The sequence below is a fragment of the Sphingopyxis sp. YF1 genome (assembly GCF_022701295.1).
Classification (GTDB): Bacteria; Pseudomonadota; Alphaproteobacteria; order Sphingomonadales; family Sphingomonadaceae; genus Sphingopyxis.
The window spans coordinates 2,268,806-2,286,312 of sequence record NZ_CP033204.1 but is presented as its reverse complement, the minus strand read 5'-3'; the positions used below and the strand labels follow the sequence as shown (position 1 = coordinate 2,286,312).

The window sequence follows — 17,507 nt, the reverse complement described above, 5'->3', positions numbered from 1 at the left end:
GATGGCGGCGTCGGCTTCCCGGCAGCGCTGGCCCGAACGCGCGGCGCTGCTCGTCATCCTGCTTGCCGCGCTTGCGCTGCGGCTCGACGGGGTGGGCTTCGGGCTGCCGTCGCTCAACGACCCCGACGAGCCGCTGTTCATGATGACCGCGCTCGAAATGCTGCAGAAGCAGAGCCTCAATCCCGGCTGGTTCGGTCATCCGGGGACGACGACGCTCTATTCGCTCGTACTGGTGATCGTGACGGTGGGCGGGATCGGCCTCGCGAGCGGACGCTTCGCCGACGTCGATGCGTTGGCTGCGGCGGCGTACGCCGATCCGGGAATATTGTTCCTGCCCGCACGGCTGATGATCGTGGCGTTCGGCCTGCTCTGCGTCTGGCTGACCTATAGGCTCGGCAAGCGGCTCGGCGGTGCGCGGCTCGGGCTCGTCGCTGCGGTGATCCTCGCGGTCAATGCGGTGCATATCGAATATTCGCAGATCATCCGCACCGACGTGCAGGCGAGCGCCTTCATGCTGCTCGGCGCGGTTGCCGCGCTCGGCATCGCCGAACGGGGGCGGCGGCGCGACTATGCGCTGGCGGGGGTGTGCGCGGGGCTTGCCTGCGCGACCAAATGGCCCGCGGCGGCGATCGGGGTGACGGCGCTGTGCGCGTGGGCGGGCCGCCTTGCGGAGGGCCAGCGCGACCGGGGCGGGCCGGCATTGCTCGGCGCGGCCGCGGCCCTGACCCTGATCCTCGTTTCACCCTATCTGCTGCTCGACCACGCCACCGTCGCGCAGAACCTGTCGGGCGAGGCGCGCCCCTTTCACCCCGGCGCGACGGGGGGCGGGTTTTTCGCCAATCTCGGCTGGTACGCGGCCGGGCCGCTGCTGTCGTCGCTGGGCTGGATCGGGCTGGCGCTCGCCGCGACCGGGCTTGTCTGGGGCGCGGGAAGGACGCGGTACTGGGCGGTCGTCATCCTGCCTTTCTGCCTGTTCTTTCTCGCGATGATCAGCCTGCAGTCGCTGCGCTGGGAGCGCTGGATCGTCCCGCTGCTGCCGTTCGCGGCGCTGGCCGCCGCGCGGGCCCTGTGCGGGCTCGCCGCGCTTCTGCCCGCGTCGCGTTGGCGCTCCGCCCTGCTGGCGGGCGCGCTGATCGCTGTGCTTGCGCCGATGATCGGCGCCGCGCGCAGCGACGCGACCGAGCGCCGCCATGATACGCGCCAGCTCGCGACCGCCTGGCTGCGCGCGCATGCGCCCGCGGGCAGCCGCATCCTCGTCGAGCATGCCGCCTTCGACCTGATGGCAAGTCCCTATGACCTCAGCTTTCCGCTCGGGTCGGCGGGCTGCGTCGACGTGCGCGCGCTGCTCGCGGGGCGGGTGCGCTATTCGCGCGTCGAAAGCCTGCGGGGCCAGAGCGCGATCGTCGACATCGGCCATGTCGACCCCGCCCAACTGGCGACGTGCCGCGCCGATTTTGTCGTCGTCAGCAATCGCCTGCGTTACCGCGCCGACCCCGCCGCCTGGGCGGGCGAACTGGCGCGCTACGATCGCCTGCTCGCGGGCGCGCGCCTGCGCTTTGCTGCAAGGGCGGAGCCGGGCAGGCGCAGCGGACCCGCAGTCGAAGTCTACGAGCTGCGGCCTCCCCGCGGAGCCGGGGAACCGGGGCCTAGCTGATGCGCGTCCAGATCTTGGTACGGCAAAAGACCGCGACGCAGCCCTTGAGTTCGAGCTTGCCGTTCGGCAGCAGCTTGAGCTGTCCGCGCGATGCGCCGTCGCCGGTTTCGGGGTCGTAGACCGGGCCGCCCTTCCATTCGCGCGGGCCGCCGGTGAAGCCGTTCAGAACCACGAGCCCCTTGAGCTTGCGCTGACGGAGCCTGGGGTCGGAATTGCGCACGTCGCGCAGGTCGGGGTTCGCGCGCAGCCGCTGCGCATCGACGACCTTGCCGCACAGCGCCGACCCGCAGCGATAGATTTCGACGCGGCCGCCCTCGCTGCCCGTCGCCCACACACCGGTGATGTCGGCGGCCGAGGCGGCGACGGGGAGCGCGAAGGCGGCGGAGGCGGCGGCGAGCGCCAGCGCGCCGCGCATCATGCGGCGAGCCCCTGCGGCTTGCCGGCTTCGAGCAGGCGCAGCGCGTCGGCCAGCAGCGGGCGGTCGTCGACCTCCCACGGGTGGAAACCCGGCTTCATATAGGTGAAGACGCCGCGCAGCAGCGCGCGCATCAGTCCGTGGCGGCCATAGAGCCATGCAAGCAATTCCTTCCACGTCGCGAAATCGTTGCGACCGTCCTGACGCAGCAGGTCGGCGGTGTTGCGGAAGATAACATAGTGGAAGCGCAGCGTCGTCACCCCCATCACCGTACAGCGCTTCAGCCAGCGGCGCGCCGGCGTCATGCCGCGCGCGGCGTGGAGGTACGTGTCGAAGGCGACCGCCTTGTGCTCAATCTCCTCGATCGCGTGCCAGCGCCACAGCTGGCGCGCCTCCTCGGCCGCACCGCCGAGATGGTCGGGATTGGCGAGCGCGTCGTGCGCGAGCGTGGCGGTGAAATGTTCGAGCGCGCAGGTCGCGGCGAGCTGCTGGATCGGCGAGCGGCGCTTCACCCACGCGATCGTCCGCCGCGCGCGATCCTCGGCCGAAGCGATGTCGAAGCCCGCATCCTCGGCCTGGCGGTTGAACACTACATGTTCCCGCGAATGCATCGATTCCTGGTAGAGGAAATCGTCGATCTGGCCCCGCAGCGGCTGCGGCGTGCCGTCGCGATAATGGCGCACCGAGGTCATGAAGAATTTCTCGCCGACCGGGAAGGTCGAAGAGAGGGCGTTGAAAAAGGCGGTGCGGCCCGGATCATTGCTGTGCCACCAGCGCGGGGGCGGGGTCTCGCGCCCGAATTTCAGGTCGCGCTTTTCGATATGGAGATCGCTGGGCGTGTGGGTCGCCGTGGACATGGTCTTCTCCTGCGAATCATTACATTGACATCAATGTTTATATCATTTGGTCGCGGGATCGGCAAGCCCGCGCGCGGGAACGATCGGGCGGGGCCGGAGGCGCGCTTTCGCGATTGTGACAAACGCGCGGCATTGCGCTAAGGGGCGGCGCAACGGCCCCGTGGGGTGGCGGCTGCAAAGGACAGCGATGACGTACAAGCAAGCGCGCCCGCAACCGAAACGGCGCAAGCGGCTCGGCGCCGAAGTGCGCGAAGAGGGGCTTGCCGCAGCGCGGCGGTTGTTGCTCGCCGGCGGCCCGTCGGCGGTGACGCTCGCCAACATCGGCGAGGAAATCGGCATGTCGCATGCCAATGTCCTCCATCATTTCGGTTCGGCGGCGGCGTTGCAGTCGGCGCTGATGGGGTCGATGATCAACGATCTGACCGTCGCGCTCGACGACGTCGTGACGCTGCTCAGGACCGACGCCGCGGCACCGCGTGCCGTCGCCGACCGCGTGTTCGATGCATTCGACAAGGGCGGGGCGGGGCCGCTCGCGGCATGGATCATCCTGTCGGGGGACCTCGGCCAGCTCGAGCCCGTGCGCGATGCGGTGCGGGCGCTGGTCGATGCGATCGTGGGGCAGACGGGCGATGCGGCGGCGACCGAGCGCGTGCGCGCCGCGGTGCTGATGATGGCGGTGAGCGCGTTCGGCGATGCGGTCATCGGCCCGAGCATCCGCGGCATGCTGGACCAGGACAGCGACGCGATGCGCGACCTGATCGCGCGCATGCTGCCGCTGTTCCTGCTCCCGGGCGGGATTCCGCCGGCGTCACCGCCTGTCGTTGCCTGAGGCCGCCGACCCGCCGGTCAGTTGGCCGAAAGCAAGATCTCGCTGTCCGATGCCGAAACGCGGTGCGCGGTGCCGTTGAGTTCGAGCGCCTTGACGAAGCCGTCGACGTCGCCCGATTTGAACACGCCGACGACGTCCTTTGCGGGAATCGTCCCGTCCTTGAAAACGAGCTTGCGGTCCGAATAGCGGTTCATTTCGGCGATCGCGTCCGACAGCGGATCGCCCATGAAGATGAGGCGGCCGTCGGTCCAGCTCGTTTCCTTTTCGACATCGACGCGGTTCATCGTCCAATTGTGGTCGGCGCCGATCACGAGCTGCGCGCCGGGTACCATATCGGCGCTGTTCCCGGGCTTCGATCCCGGCGCCGCTTCGGCGACGCGGACCTTGCCCTCGGCAAGGGTCACGACCATGTTGCCGTTGTCGAAGCTCACCTCGAACGCCGTGCCGAGCGCGCGCACGCTCTTGTCGCCCGCGACGACGATGAAGGGGCGCGAGGGGTCCTTGGCGACGCGGAAAAAGGCGCGGCCGCCGAGCAGTTCGACCCGTCGTTCATGGGCGTTGTCGCCCAGCCGCACCATTGTTTCGGCGTCGAGCGTCACCACCGACTTGTCGGGAAGCGTGATCATCGTGCGCTGGCCGGTTCCGGTGCGGAAAACCTGCTGTTCCGATGGGGCCGGGGCGCCGGCGCCGAACAGGCCGCTATCGAGCGCGGTCCAGCCGATCGTGACCGCGAGGAGCAGCGATGCGGCCATCGCGAGCGCGCGCCAGCGTTGCGGCGGTGCCGGAACCTCGTCGGGTTCGGCGATGGCGGCGCCGGCCGTGCGCAGCGCGGGGTCTTCGGCGGCGGTGCCGGCGATCGCCCAGACGCGCGCGACGCGATCGTAGGCGAGGCGGTGATCGCCGGACATGTCGAGCCATTCGCGAAAGCGCCGCGCATCGTCGACCGTCATGTCGCCCGACCGTTCGAGGTTGAACCATTGCGCGGCCGCGGAACGGATCGCCGCGCGCGCGGTGGCCTGCGCGCCGCTCATGCGTCGGCCTCCATGGCTTCGGCGAGCCGGACGATCGCGCGGTGCATCAATTCCTTCACCGATTCCTTCGAAATGCCCATGCGCTGTGCGATCGCCTGATAGGTGAGATTTTCGAAGCGGTGGAGCTGAAACGCCTCGCGCGCGCGCGGCGGCAGTTTCGATATCGCCTCGACCACGCGCAGATATTCCTGCTGGCCGATCGCGATCCGTTCGGGCGACAGCTGGTCGGCGATTTCGAGGCTTTCCTCGAATTCGTCGTGGAGGAAAGCCGAACGCGCGGCCTGACTGCGGTAGCGGCTGATCAGGACGTTGCGCGCGGTGGTGAAGAGGTAGCGTTCGACATTGTCGATCGGGGTGCTGAGCTGCGCGGCCTGCAGCCGCACGAACACGTCCTGCACCAGATCATCGACGTCGGCATCGTGCGCGCGGCGGCGAAAGAAGCGGCGCAGTCCCGGGCCATAGGCGGTCATCCATTCCGCCAGGTTCCGGTCCTGCTGAGGTACCGCCATCGTCAGCGCAGATCCTGCAAAGGCAAGCATGGCCAGCCGCTCCCAACCCCAAAATCCATTCCGGCAGCATCCTCACCATGGTCGATCCCCGTTTTTCCGGGGTTGATCGGGCAGACGCTGGGCGCGGCAAAGAGGGGGGATGGGGTGGCCATTATTTCTGTATTCATAGTCGCACCGGTTCGAATTTGCGCAAACCGCAATTTTCATTAACATCGATGAAAATTACAGGGACCATCCCCCCGACGCCGGGATCATGGCGTCTGACCCAGTGAGGCCGATGAAGGGCGCGACCGCAACGGGAAGGAAATTCCCGGGCGAAAACAGGGAGAGGGAGAGGGGAATGCGTTTCCAGGGACGGGGTTTGCGTAAGATTTTTCTGGGCAGCGTGGCAGTGGGATGCCTCATGCTGTCGGCCAATGCGGCGTCGGCGCGCGATCGCGTGACCGCCTACAAGATTCCGGCCCAGCCGCTCGACCGGGCGCTGCGCGACTTCGGGCTGCAGAGCGGCATGACGATCATGGGCGAGTCGGTGATCATCCGCGGCAAGCGGAGCGCGGGGTTCAGCGCCAGTTCGGATCCCGAAACGGCGCTCCAGACGCTGCTGCGCGGCACGGGGCTCAGCTATCGCCGCGACGGCAATGTCTTCGTGGTCACCCCGGAGGGAAACGCAAATCCCGCGACGAGCGCCGCACCCGCCGCCGCGATCGAGAGCAATGACGAGATCATCGTGACCGCGCAGAAGCGCGAGGAAAAGATCATCGACGTGCCGATCGCGATGACGGCGCTGTCGGGGCAGGCACTCGACGACCGCAAGATCGAGGGCGGGTCGGAATTGCTGCGTGCCATCCCCAACGTCAGCTTTTCCAAGACCAATTTCAGCATGTATAATTTTCAGATCCGCGGCGTCGGAACGCAGTCGATTTCGGCATCGAGCGATCCGGCGGTGGCGGTCAGCTTCAACAATACGCCACTCGTGCGAAATCGCCTTTTCGAATCCGAGTTCTTCGACATGCAACGGGTCGAGGTTCTGCGCGGTCCGCAGGGCACTCTCTACGGCCGCAATGCGACCGCAGGCGTCGTCAATCTCATTCCGGCCCTTCCCGCTTCCAGCTTCGGCGGAGAGATCAAGGGCGAGGTCGGAAGCTTTGACACGACCCGATTGAGCGGCATGCTCAACGTGCCGCTGGGGAATACGCTCGGGGTACGGGTCGCCGGCGCGTGGACCAAGCGCGACGGGTTCGACTATAACAGCTTCACGCAGCGTCGGGTGAACGGCCGGGACCTGTGGTCGACGCGGGCAACTCTGGCGTGGGAGCCGAGCGATCGTTTCCGCGCCAGTCTGATCTGGCAGCATTTCGAGGAAGACGACAACCGCTCGCGCACCGGCAAGCAGCTTTGCACCAATGACCCGGGCCCCACGAAGGTTGGCAACGTCAACGTCCCCAACGCGATCCTGCAGGGGCGGCTGAGCCAGGGATGTCTGCCCGGTTCGCTATATGACGATGCAGCCTATGGCGTGCCGAACGGCACCAGCCTTGTCTATCTGTATGTGCCCGCCACGATCAACATCGGCTACGACAGTCCGACCTTCCCGAAGAACCGGGTGATGCTGACCAAGGGAACCGATCCCTATGCCGGCGTGACGCAATCGCGCAATCTCCGCGAGATCTCGACGAGTTTTGACCCCGTATTCAGGGCCAAGAACGACATCATCCAGTTCAATATGGATTTTGATCCTTCGGACAGTTTGAAGATCGTTTCCCAGACCGCCTATGCGCGCGATCGCTTCTACTCGATGCAGGATTACAACCGCTTCGTCGGAAATCCTCTTTTCAACGATTCAACGCAGCGGCTCTTTGACGTCATCGGGCGCCCGCTGGACACGGTCAACTATCCCGGGCCGACCCCCGGGGGCGTATTCTGCGATCCGCAACTCGGCTGTTCCGATCGCATGGTTTCGGCGGATTTGAGCCGGTCGCGCAACCGCCAATGGTCGCAGGAACTTCGGCTCCAATCGAGTTTCGACGGGCCGGTCAACTTCCTGGCCGGAGTCAACTATCTCGATTTCAAATCGCAGGACGATTATTACGTCTTCAACAATATGTTCAGCTTGCTCGCGGGATGGTTCTACAACAGGCAATCTCCCAATCTGATCGGAGGAAATAACGGGCAGTTGCCATGTGAACTCGGTTTCGAGGGTCGGGAATGCGTCTATGTCGACCCCAATCCGATCGACAAGCTCAACAACCAGGGGCATAATTATTTTCTCAGCCAGAACGGCATTCGCATTCGCTCCTGGGCGGCCTTCGGGGAAGTCTATTGGGACCTCGGCGATACGCTCAAGCTGACGCTGGGCGGGCGGTATACGCACGACCGCAAACGTTCCACGCAGATCCCGAGCCAGTTGCTCCTGGGCGGAGGGGTGGACAACACGCTCGGCCTGCCTGCCGGGGACACGACCGGCGGGCGTGTCAACAGCGGTTATCCGGCCCTGGCCGATATTTCCCAGAAATGGGGGCGGTTTACCGGCCGGGCGGTTCTGGACTGGAAGCCCGATACGAGTTTTTCCGATGAAACGCTGGTCTATCTGTCTGCCACGCGCGGCTACAAGGGCGGCGGTACCAATCCGCCGCGTGTCGATTTCAACCCGGCCGTCGTGCAGTACCAGTTTCTCCCCCAGACGTTCCGCCCCGAATATGTCAACGCATTGGAGATCGGAACGAAGAACAGCTTTTCCGGTGGGCGATTTACGCTCAACGCGACCGGTTTCTATTATGATTACAAGGACTATCAGGTCTCGCAGATCGTTGATCGCATCGCCTACAACGAGAATTTCGACGCCACGTCATGGGGGTTGGAGTTCGAAGCCGCATGGCGTCCGTCGCGCGCGTTCAGGATGGATGCGAACCTCGGCTATCTGCGTACCCGGCTGAAGGATGGATCGCAGTCGATCGACGTGATGAACCGCACCCAGGGGGATCCCGACTGGGTCGTCGTCAGGCCCTGGCTGCAGGTGCCGTCGAACTGCATCGCACCCCGTGCTCTTGTGGAGAAAGTCCTTGCGAGGCCCCTCTCGCCGGAAACCGCCCTGGCAACGCTCTGCCCGGGGGCGGATCGAATCGGCACGTGGGACCCGTCCCGGCCGTCAAAGGGGCTGAACTATGGGGCGCTCTATGGCGTAACCTATAATCCGCTGGCTCCGTATAATCCCGACACCGTGGGTTTGCCGATTGCGCAGGGCGGCAGTGGCGCGCCGAATGGCGGGCGCGGCTTCTATGCGGATCTCGGGGGCAACGAATTGCCCAACGCGCCGCGCTGGTCGATGAATGTTGGCGCACAATACACCTTCTTCCTCGATAGTGATGATTGGGAGCTGACCTTCCGAGGCGACTATTATCGCCAGTCAAGCAGCTATGGCCGCGTGTATAACACGGCGTTTGACCGCCTGCGTGCGTGGGACAATGTGAACGTCGCCGTCACGCTGACCCGTCCGGACTCCGGACTGGCATTCCAGCTCTATGTGAAGAACCTGTTCGACAAGACCCCGATTACGGGATTTTTCGTCAACTCGGACGACACTGGATTAACAACAAACGTATTTACGCTCGATCCTCGGATAGTTGGATTTAATGCGTCTGTGAAATTTTGACCTTAAAATGTTGAGATGTGACTTATTATTATTGATATTCCTGGGTAGTTCATTGTAAAATAATACAGAAGAAATTGATTCGTCTTATATCTTAATCTGCTGATCATTATAAATTCTTGATCACGTCTACTTCGTGATTTGGAATGCTGCGTCCTTTTTTTGGCGTTAGCTTGTGTGGTGCGAATTGCACTTGAGTAGTATTGGGAGAGAGAATGATGAAAAAGCTTCTTACTGCGTTTGCGAGCTGTGCGGCGCTGGCTGGCGCCCAGACTGCGGCGGCACATGGTCATATCGACCCGTATATCACGCCCGCCGCGCCCTGGGTCATCGAAGGCACAACGACGGTTTCGAAGGGGATCACGCTCGACTGCGATTTCAAGCTCACGCTCACCGGGCCTGAAGACAATCCCGACACCGGCGGGCCGGGCGTCAGCCACACGGACGTGCATCACCTGACGGCGAACCTCGAACTCACGGGCGGCGGTGGGCTGTGCTCGCTGGTCACCGTGGATCCGATCCCGGCCCCGAACGTGGAGTATTCCGGCAGTTCGAATACCGGGACGTTCACGCTGCGCAATGTCTACGCGCATACGATCACGCTCGGCGACTGCACCGGCGATATCAATGTCGCGTGGAACAACGGAAACGTGACGTTCAATCAGACTCTGCCGGCTGCGACGGCCGGGTCGCCCTGCACCCTGGCGGGCGCGGGTATCCTGACGTCGCCTGCCGGCGGTCAGGTAAAGCCCTGATCCAGGCATCTGCTTCCTCCGGGAAGTATGTTCATCCTTGGAAACTGGCGGGCGGGTGGTTTCCACTCGCCCGCCTTTTCCCCGCGTCGGGACAGATATTGAACCGATACTGGTCCGAGGCAGTTGGAGGGCGATATGAAAAGGAAAATTCTCGCTTTTGTGGCCGGCGTCCCCCTTTTGGCAGCGCAAGCCGCTTCGGCACAGATCCTCGAGCCGGATGGAAACTGGACCTTCCAGGGGACCGTCATGGTGACCGGATTGGGGGCCGGCCCCTTTCCCTGTACCATGAATGTATCGGTTCTTGTCCCGGATAACAGCCCGCATCCGCCGCTGTCGGGGCATCCGGCGGGACCGCACGGTCACGGGGTGACGTCCGTCGACCTCGACGTGATCGCAGGGGATCCGCGTTGCGGCCTGGTCAGCATTCGTTCCAACCCCCATTCCGCTACGGTTGCCCAGGCCGGCCTCGATACCATCATCACGCTGAAGGATGTCGATCTGGGTTCCATTTCGATTGGGGGCTGTTTTGGCGATGTGGCCTTGAAATTTGAAGACAGCCCGGATCTCCTGAAAGTCGACGCGCTCGTGCCGGAATATTCGCCGGGAACCGGGGTGTGCAAAATCGTCGGATCAGCCTCGCTTTTTTCGCCTGTCGATGTCAGCGTCACCTTTTGAAGCAGCGCCGGATCGGGCCGCGGCTTCATGGTGACCTTGCACGTCATCCGATTTCCTCCAATCGAGAGGCGCGCCTTTTCGGACGAGCGAGGCGATCGAGCGGGCTTTTCATGGCAACGAATGAGAGTGCGGACATGAATAGCTGAAGAAAATGAGGCTGAAAGCAATTCAGTTCCGGCTTTTGACGCTGCTGCCGTTGTTCGTTGTCGGCGAAGTGGCGGCTCATGCCGAAACCGACAAGGGGGACGTCGCGGCGGGGAGTGTTTCGCAAGGAACCTCCCCGCCGGGCGTTGTCGCCTTGCAAGAGCAACCCGACGAGATCGTCGTTACGGCCGACAGGCGCGGCGAAGCCGCGGTCGCCTCTGAAAGTGAATTCAATGAAGACGAGATCGCCAGCCACGGTGCCGACAGCATCCAGGATCTCGTGGTGCGGCTCGCCCCATTCATCGGCAATGATGGTGAGGAGCCTGTCGTTCTCATCAACGGCAAGCCGGTGGGTTTCGATCGTTCGATTCTCTTCTATCCCCCGGAAGCGCTGGAGAGGCTGGCGGTTCTGAAACCGGAGGCGGCAGCGCACTATGGCGAACGTCCGGGCCAGCGCGTCGTAAACCTGGTACTGAAGAAAAATTTTTCGACATGGGATGCCGACACCGGGATCAATTTCGCGACGGCAGGCGGTCGATACGGCGGCTCATTTTCGGTCCGGCGAACAGCGATCAATGGCGATATCCGCTGGAATGTTCAGGCCGGGGCGGGAGGCGACAGCGCGCTTTTCAAGTCGGCCCGCCGCATCCCCGCCCGCGAAGGGGTATTCGACAGTGTCGGTTTCATCGCGGCGCCGGGAGGAGGGGAAATCGATCCCGCGCTCAGCCTTGCGGTCGGCCGACCGGTATTGGTCGCTGCCATCCCTCCAGGGACGCGAACCGAAACAGCGATTCTCGACGATTTCGTTGCGACCGCGAATATGGTCCATGCCGTCGATCCCAATCGGTTCGAAACCCTCCAGCCTTCTCAGCGCAATGCTTCGATCATCATCGGAATCACGCGTCCTTTCGGAAGGTTTTCCGCGTCGCTGAATCTCAACGCCGGTCGAAACAGCAGCGACGGCTTGCGCGGCCTGCCGATGGCTTCGGTGATACTTCCCGCAGGGCATCCCTCGTCGCCTTTTGCCGAAGACGTGCTCCTGACGCGGCCGCTCGCGGACGAACGACCGCTACGCACCGGCAATGATGCGACCTCGGCCGGTGCGTCTCTCTCGATCAATGGCGCCATCGGCGGTTGGCAAACCAGCGTCGGGATCAGCTATTCGCGGAACTGGACGAACAATCTGCTGGAAGCCGGCATTGATACGGCGCGCGCGCAGGCGCTCATCGACGCTGCCGATCCACGCTTCAATCCCTTTGGCGTCTGGGACGACAGCCTTCTCATCGCAACGCGCAGTCGCACGAACAGCGAAAATCTTGGCGCCAGGCTCAATGTGCGCAAGACCGTTGCGGAGCTTCCCGCAGGCCCCGTCGTTTGGAATTTTACCGCGCTTGCCGGGAGCAACCGCACCGAAGGCCTGCGATACGATGCGGCAGGCGCCCTGGTCGGGACAAGCCGCATATTGCGACGGCATTCGAACGGGCAAATGACAATCGCCGTACCAATTTCTCGCCGCGCCGCAGAGGAGGCGAGTCTCCTCGGCAACCTGTCCGCCGAAATCAGCGCCGCCATACAGGCAATGACACGGAGCAGTCCGCAAAAGCGGTTCGGCGGCAATCTTAGCTGGTCGCCGTCCCCGGTTGTCCAGCTTAGAGCATCGATCGACTATGTCGAAACCGTGCCCTCGTTCGAGCAACTCGATGCGCCGTTCCTGGCAACCATCAACCGCATCTTTGACTATGTACGCCAGGAAGTCGCCGAACCGGTGTGGATCACGGGCGGCAATCCCGACCTGCGCCGGGGGCGTCAGCAGGCGTTGTCGATCGCTGCCAGCGTCCGGCCTCTGGGAAATGAAAGCTTCGCGATCAACATGGCCTACCGGCAATCGGTGGCCAAGGGCGGAGTGGCTGCGTTTCCCGAACTGACACCGGTCATAGAGGCGGCCTTTCCCGAGCGCGTGACACGCGATGGCGAGGGGCGGCTGGTCTCGGTCGACGCCCGCGCGATCAATATTGCGCGCGATACCAATTCGGATTTGTCGACCGGGGTGGCGCTGCGCCTGGGACAGACACGTCCGGGCGGGCAGGGCAAGGCACCCGCCAACCCCCTCCAGTTCAGCGTCTCGCTCAATCATCGCTGGCGACTGAAGGACGAGTTGCAGACCCACCCCGGCCTGCCGGTGATCGACCAGCTCGCGGGCAGCGGGCAATCGCGTCACAATGTCTCGCTGCAGGTCACCGCGGGCAAGCGCGGGATCGGCGCGACGATCAACGGAAACTGGAGCAGTCCGGCCGAGGTGGCGAACGGCGACCAGCGCTTCCGCTTCAAGCCGCCGATGCTGTACAACCTGTCGTTGTTCGTCGAGCCCGACCGGTTGTCCGGCGGGTCGAAAAAGCGCTCGCTGTTCAAGGATCTCAAACTCTCGCTCGACGTCCAGAATCTCTTCAACGGCTATCGCCGCGTCACGCTGGAGGACGGGAGCGTTCCGCAGGGCTACAGCCGCGACGAGATCGACCCGCTCGGCCGCACCGTCCGCCTGACGGTCCGCAAGAAATTCTAGCGGGCGCGATCGGGCCGCCGGTGCCTTGCCGGCGGCGCGCGAACCGGCCTTTCCATTCGCGATGGCCATCGCCCGTCCACCCTGTATGATGGGCGCAGGCAAGCGCTGCAGAGATGGTCCGATGTCCGGGAACAGGCCGAAGTACAGGAATTACACCAGCCCCGCGGGCGGCTGGGGCGCGGCGGCGGCGACCGCGAAGGTGCTGATGGAGCAGAGCGTCGTCGGCAAGGGATCGCGCGCCTTGCTCGCGATGAACCAGCCCGGCGGGTTCAAATGCCCGAGCTGCGCCTTTCCCGATGCGACCTGCACCAAGAAGCTCGAGTTCTGCGAGAATGGCGCGAAGGCGCTCGCGCACGAGGCGACGGCCTTTCGGGTGACGCGCGATTTCTTTGCGCAGCACAGCGTCACCGACCTGATGGCGCAGTCGGACTATTGGCTCGAAATGCAGGGGCGGCTGACCGAGCCGATGCGCTACGACGCCGCGACCGACCATTATGTGCCGGTGAGCTGGGACGACGCCTTTGCGATGATCGGCCGGCACCTCGGCGCGCTCGACGATCCGAACGAGGCCGAATTCTACACCTCGGGGCGCACCGCGAACGAGACCGCCTTCCTCTATTCGATCTTCGTGCGCGAGTTCGGCACCAACAATTTCCCCGACTGTTCGAACATGTGCCACGAACCGACGAGCCGCGGGCTGCCGCATTCGATCGGGGTCGGCAAGGGGACAGTGGTCCTCGACGATTTCGAGCATGCCGAGGCGATTTTCCTGATCGGGCACAATGCCGGGACCAATGCGCCGCGGATGATGACCCCGCTCGTCGAGGCGCGCAAACGCGGGGTGCCGATCGTCGCGGTCAACCCGATGCCCGAACGCGCGCTGATCAAATTCACCGAGCCGCAGGACATCGTCCAGATGGCGACCTTTGGCGCGACCGAGATCAGCAGCGAATTCGTCCATATCGCGATCGGCGGCGACCTTGCGCTGCTCAAGGGCATGATGAAGGTGCTGTTCGAGCGCGATGCGGCGGGCGAGGCGGTGCTCGACCGCGATTTCATCGCCGCGCATACGGCGGGGTACGAGGCGCTGCGCGCGGATGTCGACGCGGCCGACTGGGCCGAGATCGTCGCGGTGTCGGGCATCGACGAGGAACAGATCCGGCGCTGCGCCGAAATCTATATCCGCTCGAACGCGACGATCATCTGTTACGGCATGGGGATCACCCAGCATCAGGAGGGTTCGCGGCTCGTCCAGCAGATCGCCAACCTGCTGCTGCTCAAAGGCAATTTTGGCAAGCCCGGCGCGGGCATCTCGCCGATCCGCGGCCATTCGAACGTGCAGGGCGACCGGACGGTCGGCATCGACGAGAAGCCGTCCGACGCCTATCTCGACAAGGTGCGCGAGGTCTTCGGGTTCGAGCCGCCGCGCGCGCACGGGCACCACACGGTCGAATCGGTCGCGGCGATGCAGGCGGGGACCGCGAAGGTCTTTATCGGGCTGGGCGGCAATTTCGTGCGCGCGGTGCCTGATACCGAGCGCGCCTATGCTGCGATGCGCAAACTCAAGCTGACCGTCGGCATCGCGACCAAGCTCAACCGCGGGCATCTGGTGCACGGCGAGGAAGCGCTGATCCTGCCGGTGATCGCGCGGTCGGAGCGGATCGAAACCGCGAAGGGCGAGCAGTTCGTCACGATCGAGGATTCGATGTCGAACGTCACCGCGTCGCGCGGGGTGCTCGATCCGGCGAGCGAGCATCTGCTGCCCGAGACCGAGATCGTGTGCCGCATGGCGATGGCGACGCTGCCCGGCAGCAAGACCGGCTGGGCGCGCTACATCGACGATTACGACGCGATCCGCGACGCGATCGCCGCGGTCTATCCGGCGATCTACGGGCGCTTTTCGGAGCGGATCAAGGACCCGGCGGGTTTCCACCTCGACATCCCGCCGCGCCGCCGCGTGTGGGCGACCCCGAACGGCAAGGCGAATTTCCTGATCCTGCCGGGGCTCCACGCCAACGCGCCCGTCGCCGACCCCGCGATGCTGCGGCTCGCGACGGTGCGTTCGCACGACCAGTTCAACACCACCGTCTACAGCTACAACGACCGCTACCGCGGCGTGTACGGCGACCGGATGGTGCTCTTCGTCAACGCCGGGGACCGCGCCGCGCGCGGCTTCGAGGCGGGAGCGCAAGTGACGCTCGAGACGATCAGCCCCGATGGCGTCGTGCGCCGCGTCGAGGGGCTTACCCTGCTCGACTATCCGATGTCGCGCGGCGCGGTGGCGGGCTATTATCCCGAACTCAACCCGCTGTTGCCGCTCGCTTATTACGACAAGGTCAGCGGCTGTCCGGCGGCAAAATCGATCCCGGTGCGGATCGTCGCCGCGGGAGCCTGATCCGCGTGGCGGGCGGGCGGGGCTTCGCGCCGGGGCGCCATATCGCGCCGCTTCGTTTCCTGCTCTTCGCCGCGGTCCAGATCGTCGCGTCGGGCGGTGCGCATGCGCTGGGGTACGACGCGCGGACCGCGCTGCTGATCGGCTTCGATGCAGCGGCGTTCGTCTTCCTCGTCTCGGTCGTGCCGCTGCTGTCGGGCGACGCCGACGCGATGCGCCGGCGGTCCGAGGAGAATGACGCGAACCGCGCGGGGCTGCTTGCGGTTTCGGTCTTGCTGTCGCTGGTCGTCCTGTTCGCCGTCGGCGCGCTGATCGCCGACCCGGGCAGCATCGGGCGCGGCGATGTCGTCCTGATCATCGTGACGCTGGTGCTCGCGTGGCTGTTCGCGAACATGGTGTTCACGCTCCACTATGCGCATCTGTTCTACCTGCGTGCGAAGGGGCGCGACCGGGGCGGGCTCGAGATGCCGGGGACGGCCGAGCCCGATTATTGGGATTTCCTCTATTTCGCCTTCACGCTGGGCATGACCTTTCAGACCTCGGATGTCAGCATCACCGGCGCGCATATGCGGCGCGTCGTGCTGGGCCATTGCATGGCGGCCTTCCTGTTCAACATGGGAATCCTGGCGTTCACGGTGAACGCGCTCGGCGGGCTATAGGTCCGCCAGCCGGTCGAGGTCGCCCGGACTGTTGATGTTGGGCGGGACGAAAGCGGCGGCGACGGCGCGCGCGCCGATACGGCGCGCGAACGCCTTCATCGACCGGTCGCGATCCTCGCCGAGCAGGGTTTCGAGTTCGTCGCAGGCGGACACGGGCCACAGACCGATGACCGGCTGGCTTTCGAGAAAGGCCGGGGCGGGGGCAAGCTGCGCGCGCAGGTCGGGCGGCAGGCGCACGCAGTCGACCGATATGCTGAGCAATTGTTCGAAACCGTTCGCGCGGGCATGGCGCAGCGCGCCCGCGATGCCGCCGAGCGGCCCCCGATCGGGCGCGGGCCAGTCGGCGACCGGCGGCAGGCCGGCGACGACGCGGCCGACCACGATCGCCGCGTCGACATGCGGGTGCAGCGCGGCGATCGCATGGTCGAGCAGGCTGTGGCCGGCGAGCATCGCCGCCGCCTTGTCCGACCCGAAGCGCATCGAACGCCCGCCCGCGAGCACCGCGCCGAGCGTCTTCACGCGATCATTCCGTGCGGGTCGCTGACGATCAGCGCCGAATCGGCGCGCGCCAGCGCGACGAGCGTCAGCCCTGCGGCGGCCGCGCGCTCGGCGGCGAGGCTGGTCGGGGCCGAGATGGTGACGAGCATCGGGCAGCCCGCACGCACCGTCTTTTCGACCAGTTCGTAGCTACACCGCGCCGACAGCAGGATGAAACCGGTGCCCGGATCGACCCCGGCCCGCGCCAGCGCGCCGATCAGCTTGTCGAGCGCATTGTGGCGCCCGACATCCTCGCGGACGAACCGGATCGTGCCGTCGGGCGCGCAGAAGGCGGCGGCGTGCGCGGCGCCCGTCGCGCGGCCGAGCGGCTGGTGATCCGCCAGCGCCGCTAGCGCCGCGGCGATCGCGGCGCGCGTCGTTGCGATCCGCGCCGCGACGGGGGGCAGGGGGCGCAGCACCTCCTCGATATTCTCGATCCCGCACAGGCCGCAGCTGCTCTCGCTCACGCGCCGGCGGGCGCGGTCGAGCGCCTTGTCGGTGCGTTCGGGGGGCAGCCAGATGCGCAGCGCGACGCCGCCTTCGACCGGATGGACATCGATGCTGCGGATATCGGCGGCGCTGTCCGCCAGCCCCTCGGCGAGCACGAAACCGGTCGCATAGTCCCGAAGGTCCGCGGGGGTCGCCATCATCACGGCATAGCCGATGCCGCATATTTCGACCGAGACCGGCGTTTCGACCGCGATCTCGCGGAAAAGGTCGGCGTCGGCGACGCTACCGAAGCCGAGCCGGCGGACGGGCAGGGACTGGGTCGACGAAGCGGCCATGGGCCAGCCATAGGCGTCCGGGCGGCAGGTGCAAGCGTCTCGACCCGAAGCGGGGCGGC

14 protein-coding genes are annotated in these 17,507 nt (G+C 65.2%); 8 read left to right on the top strand and 6 right to left on the bottom strand.

Going from position 1 to position 17,507, the window contains the following annotated elements; genetic code table 11:
* The first annotated feature begins 1 nt into the window (after position 1).
* Positions 2 to 1,654 (top strand): glycosyltransferase family 39 protein, encoded by a 1,653-nt coding sequence (locus tag EAO27_RS11090; RefSeq protein ID WP_242769462.1) that lies wholly within the window; start codon positions 2 to 4, stop codon positions 1,652 to 1,654.
* Here EAO27_RS11090 and EAO27_RS11085 read toward each other — a convergent pair.
* Complete coding sequence (locus EAO27_RS11085; RefSeq protein ID WP_242769458.1) at positions 1,647 to 2,072, bottom strand: DUF2147 domain-containing protein; 426 nt, start codon at positions 2,070 to 2,072, stop codon at positions 1,647 to 1,649. The two genes, EAO27_RS11090 and EAO27_RS11085, sit on opposite strands and share 8 nt — an antisense overlap.
* Positions 2,069 to 2,926, bottom strand: coding sequence for a metal-dependent hydrolase (locus tag EAO27_RS11080; RefSeq protein WP_242769456.1), 858 nt, complete (start codon positions 2,924 to 2,926; stop codon positions 2,069 to 2,071). Before EAO27_RS11080 ends, EAO27_RS11085 begins: the two co-directional genes overlap by 4 nt.
* 187 nt (positions 2,927 to 3,113) lie before the next feature.
* Here EAO27_RS11080 and EAO27_RS11075 point away from each other — a divergent pair, with 187 nt between their 5' ends.
* Positions 3,114 to 3,755, top strand: a complete 642-nt coding sequence (locus EAO27_RS11075) for a TetR/AcrR family transcriptional regulator (RefSeq protein WP_242769454.1) — start codon at positions 3,114 to 3,116, stop codon at positions 3,753 to 3,755.
* Between the two features lie 17 nt (positions 3,756 to 3,772).
* Here the strand turns inward: EAO27_RS11075 and EAO27_RS11070 are convergent, their stop codons facing one another.
* Both EAO27_RS11070 and EAO27_RS11065 read right to left on the bottom strand, forming a co-directional pair.
* On the bottom strand, positions 3,773 to 4,786 hold the full coding sequence (locus tag EAO27_RS11070; RefSeq protein ID WP_242769452.1) for a FecR domain-containing protein: 1,014 nt from the start codon (positions 4,784 to 4,786) through the stop codon (positions 3,773 to 3,775).
* Positions 4,783 to 5,295, bottom strand: coding sequence for a sigma-70 family RNA polymerase sigma factor (locus EAO27_RS11065; protein WP_242769450.1), 513 nt, complete (start codon positions 5,293 to 5,295; stop codon positions 4,783 to 4,785). The genes EAO27_RS11070 and EAO27_RS11065 overlap by 4 nt, the downstream gene beginning before the upstream one ends.
* 340 nt (positions 5,296 to 5,635) lie before the next feature.
* Here EAO27_RS11065 and EAO27_RS11060 point away from each other — a divergent pair, with 340 nt between their 5' ends.
* The 6 genes from EAO27_RS11060 to EAO27_RS11035 all read left to right on the top strand — a co-directional run bounded on the left by EAO27_RS11060 (position 5,636) and on the right by EAO27_RS11035 (position 16,126).
* Entirely contained in the window at positions 5,636 to 8,944 is a 3,309-nt protein-coding gene (locus EAO27_RS11060) for a TonB-dependent receptor (RefSeq protein ID WP_242769448.1), read from the top strand.
* Between the two features lie 212 nt (positions 8,945 to 9,156).
* On the top strand, positions 9,157 to 9,696 hold the full coding sequence (locus EAO27_RS11055; RefSeq protein ID WP_242769445.1) for a hypothetical protein: 540 nt from the start codon (positions 9,157 to 9,159) through the stop codon (positions 9,694 to 9,696).
* Positions 9,697 to 9,831: 135 nt separating this feature from the next.
* Positions 9,832 to 10,371 (top strand): hypothetical protein, encoded by a 540-nt coding sequence (locus EAO27_RS11050; protein WP_242769441.1) that lies wholly within the window; start codon positions 9,832 to 9,834, stop codon positions 10,369 to 10,371.
* Between the two features lie 151 nt (positions 10,372 to 10,522).
* Complete coding sequence (locus tag EAO27_RS11045) at positions 10,523 to 13,075, top strand: TonB-dependent receptor (protein ID WP_242769439.1); 2,553 nt, start codon at positions 10,523 to 10,525, stop codon at positions 13,073 to 13,075.
* 121 nt (positions 13,076 to 13,196) lie between these two features.
* A complete protein-coding gene (locus EAO27_RS11040) occupies positions 13,197 to 15,470 on the top strand; it encodes an FdhF/YdeP family oxidoreductase (RefSeq protein WP_242769436.1) in 2,274 nt (757 codons plus the stop codon).
* A gap of 5 nt (positions 15,471 to 15,475) precedes the next feature.
* On the top strand, positions 15,476 to 16,126 hold the full coding sequence (locus EAO27_RS11035) for a DUF1345 domain-containing protein (protein WP_347567063.1): 651 nt from the start codon (positions 15,476 to 15,478) through the stop codon (positions 16,124 to 16,126).
* On the opposite strand, the gene EAO27_RS11030 is transcribed toward EAO27_RS11035, so the two are convergent.
* Both EAO27_RS11030 and fdhD read right to left on the bottom strand, forming a co-directional pair.
* On the bottom strand, positions 16,121 to 16,645 hold the full coding sequence (locus EAO27_RS11030) for a molybdenum cofactor guanylyltransferase (protein WP_242769433.1): 525 nt from the start codon (positions 16,643 to 16,645) through the stop codon (positions 16,121 to 16,123). The two genes, EAO27_RS11035 and EAO27_RS11030, sit on opposite strands and share 6 nt — an antisense overlap.
* Entirely contained in the window at positions 16,642 to 17,448 is an 807-nt protein-coding gene (gene fdhD / locus EAO27_RS11025; RefSeq protein WP_242769430.1) for a formate dehydrogenase accessory sulfurtransferase FdhD, read from the bottom strand. The genes EAO27_RS11030 and fdhD overlap by 4 nt, the downstream gene beginning before the upstream one ends.
* Between the last annotated feature and the right edge of the window lie 59 nt (positions 17,449 to 17,507).

Excerpts from the sequence above, each read along its gene's own strand:
- EAO27_RS11090 (WP_242769462.1), top strand. The coding sequence starts at position 2 with ATGGCGGCGTCGGCTTCCCGGCAGCGCTGGCCCGAACGCGCGGCGCTG.
- EAO27_RS11085 (WP_242769458.1), bottom strand. The coding sequence starts at position 2,072 with ATGATGCGCGGCGCGCTGGCGCTCGCCGCCGCCTCCGCCGCCTTCGCG.
- EAO27_RS11080 (WP_242769456.1), bottom strand. The coding sequence starts at position 2,926 with ATGTCCACGGCGACCCACACGCCCAGCGATCTCCATATCGAAAAGCGC.
- EAO27_RS11075 (WP_242769454.1), top strand. The coding sequence starts at position 3,114 with ATGACGTACAAGCAAGCGCGCCCGCAACCGAAACGGCGCAAGCGGCTC.
- EAO27_RS11070 (WP_242769452.1), bottom strand. The coding sequence starts at position 4,786 with ATGAGCGGCGCGCAGGCCACCGCGCGCGCGGCGATCCGTTCCGCGGCC.
- EAO27_RS11065 (WP_242769450.1), bottom strand. The coding sequence starts at position 5,295 with ATGGCGGTACCTCAGCAGGACCGGAACCTGGCGGAATGGATGACCGCC.
- EAO27_RS11060 (WP_242769448.1), top strand. The coding sequence starts at position 5,636 with ATGCGTTTCCAGGGACGGGGTTTGCGTAAGATTTTTCTGGGCAGCGTG.
- EAO27_RS11055 (WP_242769445.1), top strand. The coding sequence starts at position 9,157 with ATGATGAAAAAGCTTCTTACTGCGTTTGCGAGCTGTGCGGCGCTGGCT.
- EAO27_RS11050 (WP_242769441.1), top strand. The coding sequence starts at position 9,832 with ATGAAAAGGAAAATTCTCGCTTTTGTGGCCGGCGTCCCCCTTTTGGCA.
- EAO27_RS11045 (WP_242769439.1), top strand. The coding sequence starts at position 10,523 with ATGAGGCTGAAAGCAATTCAGTTCCGGCTTTTGACGCTGCTGCCGTTG.
- EAO27_RS11040 (WP_242769436.1), top strand. The coding sequence starts at position 13,197 with ATGTCCGGGAACAGGCCGAAGTACAGGAATTACACCAGCCCCGCGGGC.
- fdhD (WP_242769430.1), bottom strand. The coding sequence starts at position 17,448 with ATGGCCGCTTCGTCGACCCAGTCCCTGCCCGTCCGCCGGCTCGGCTTC.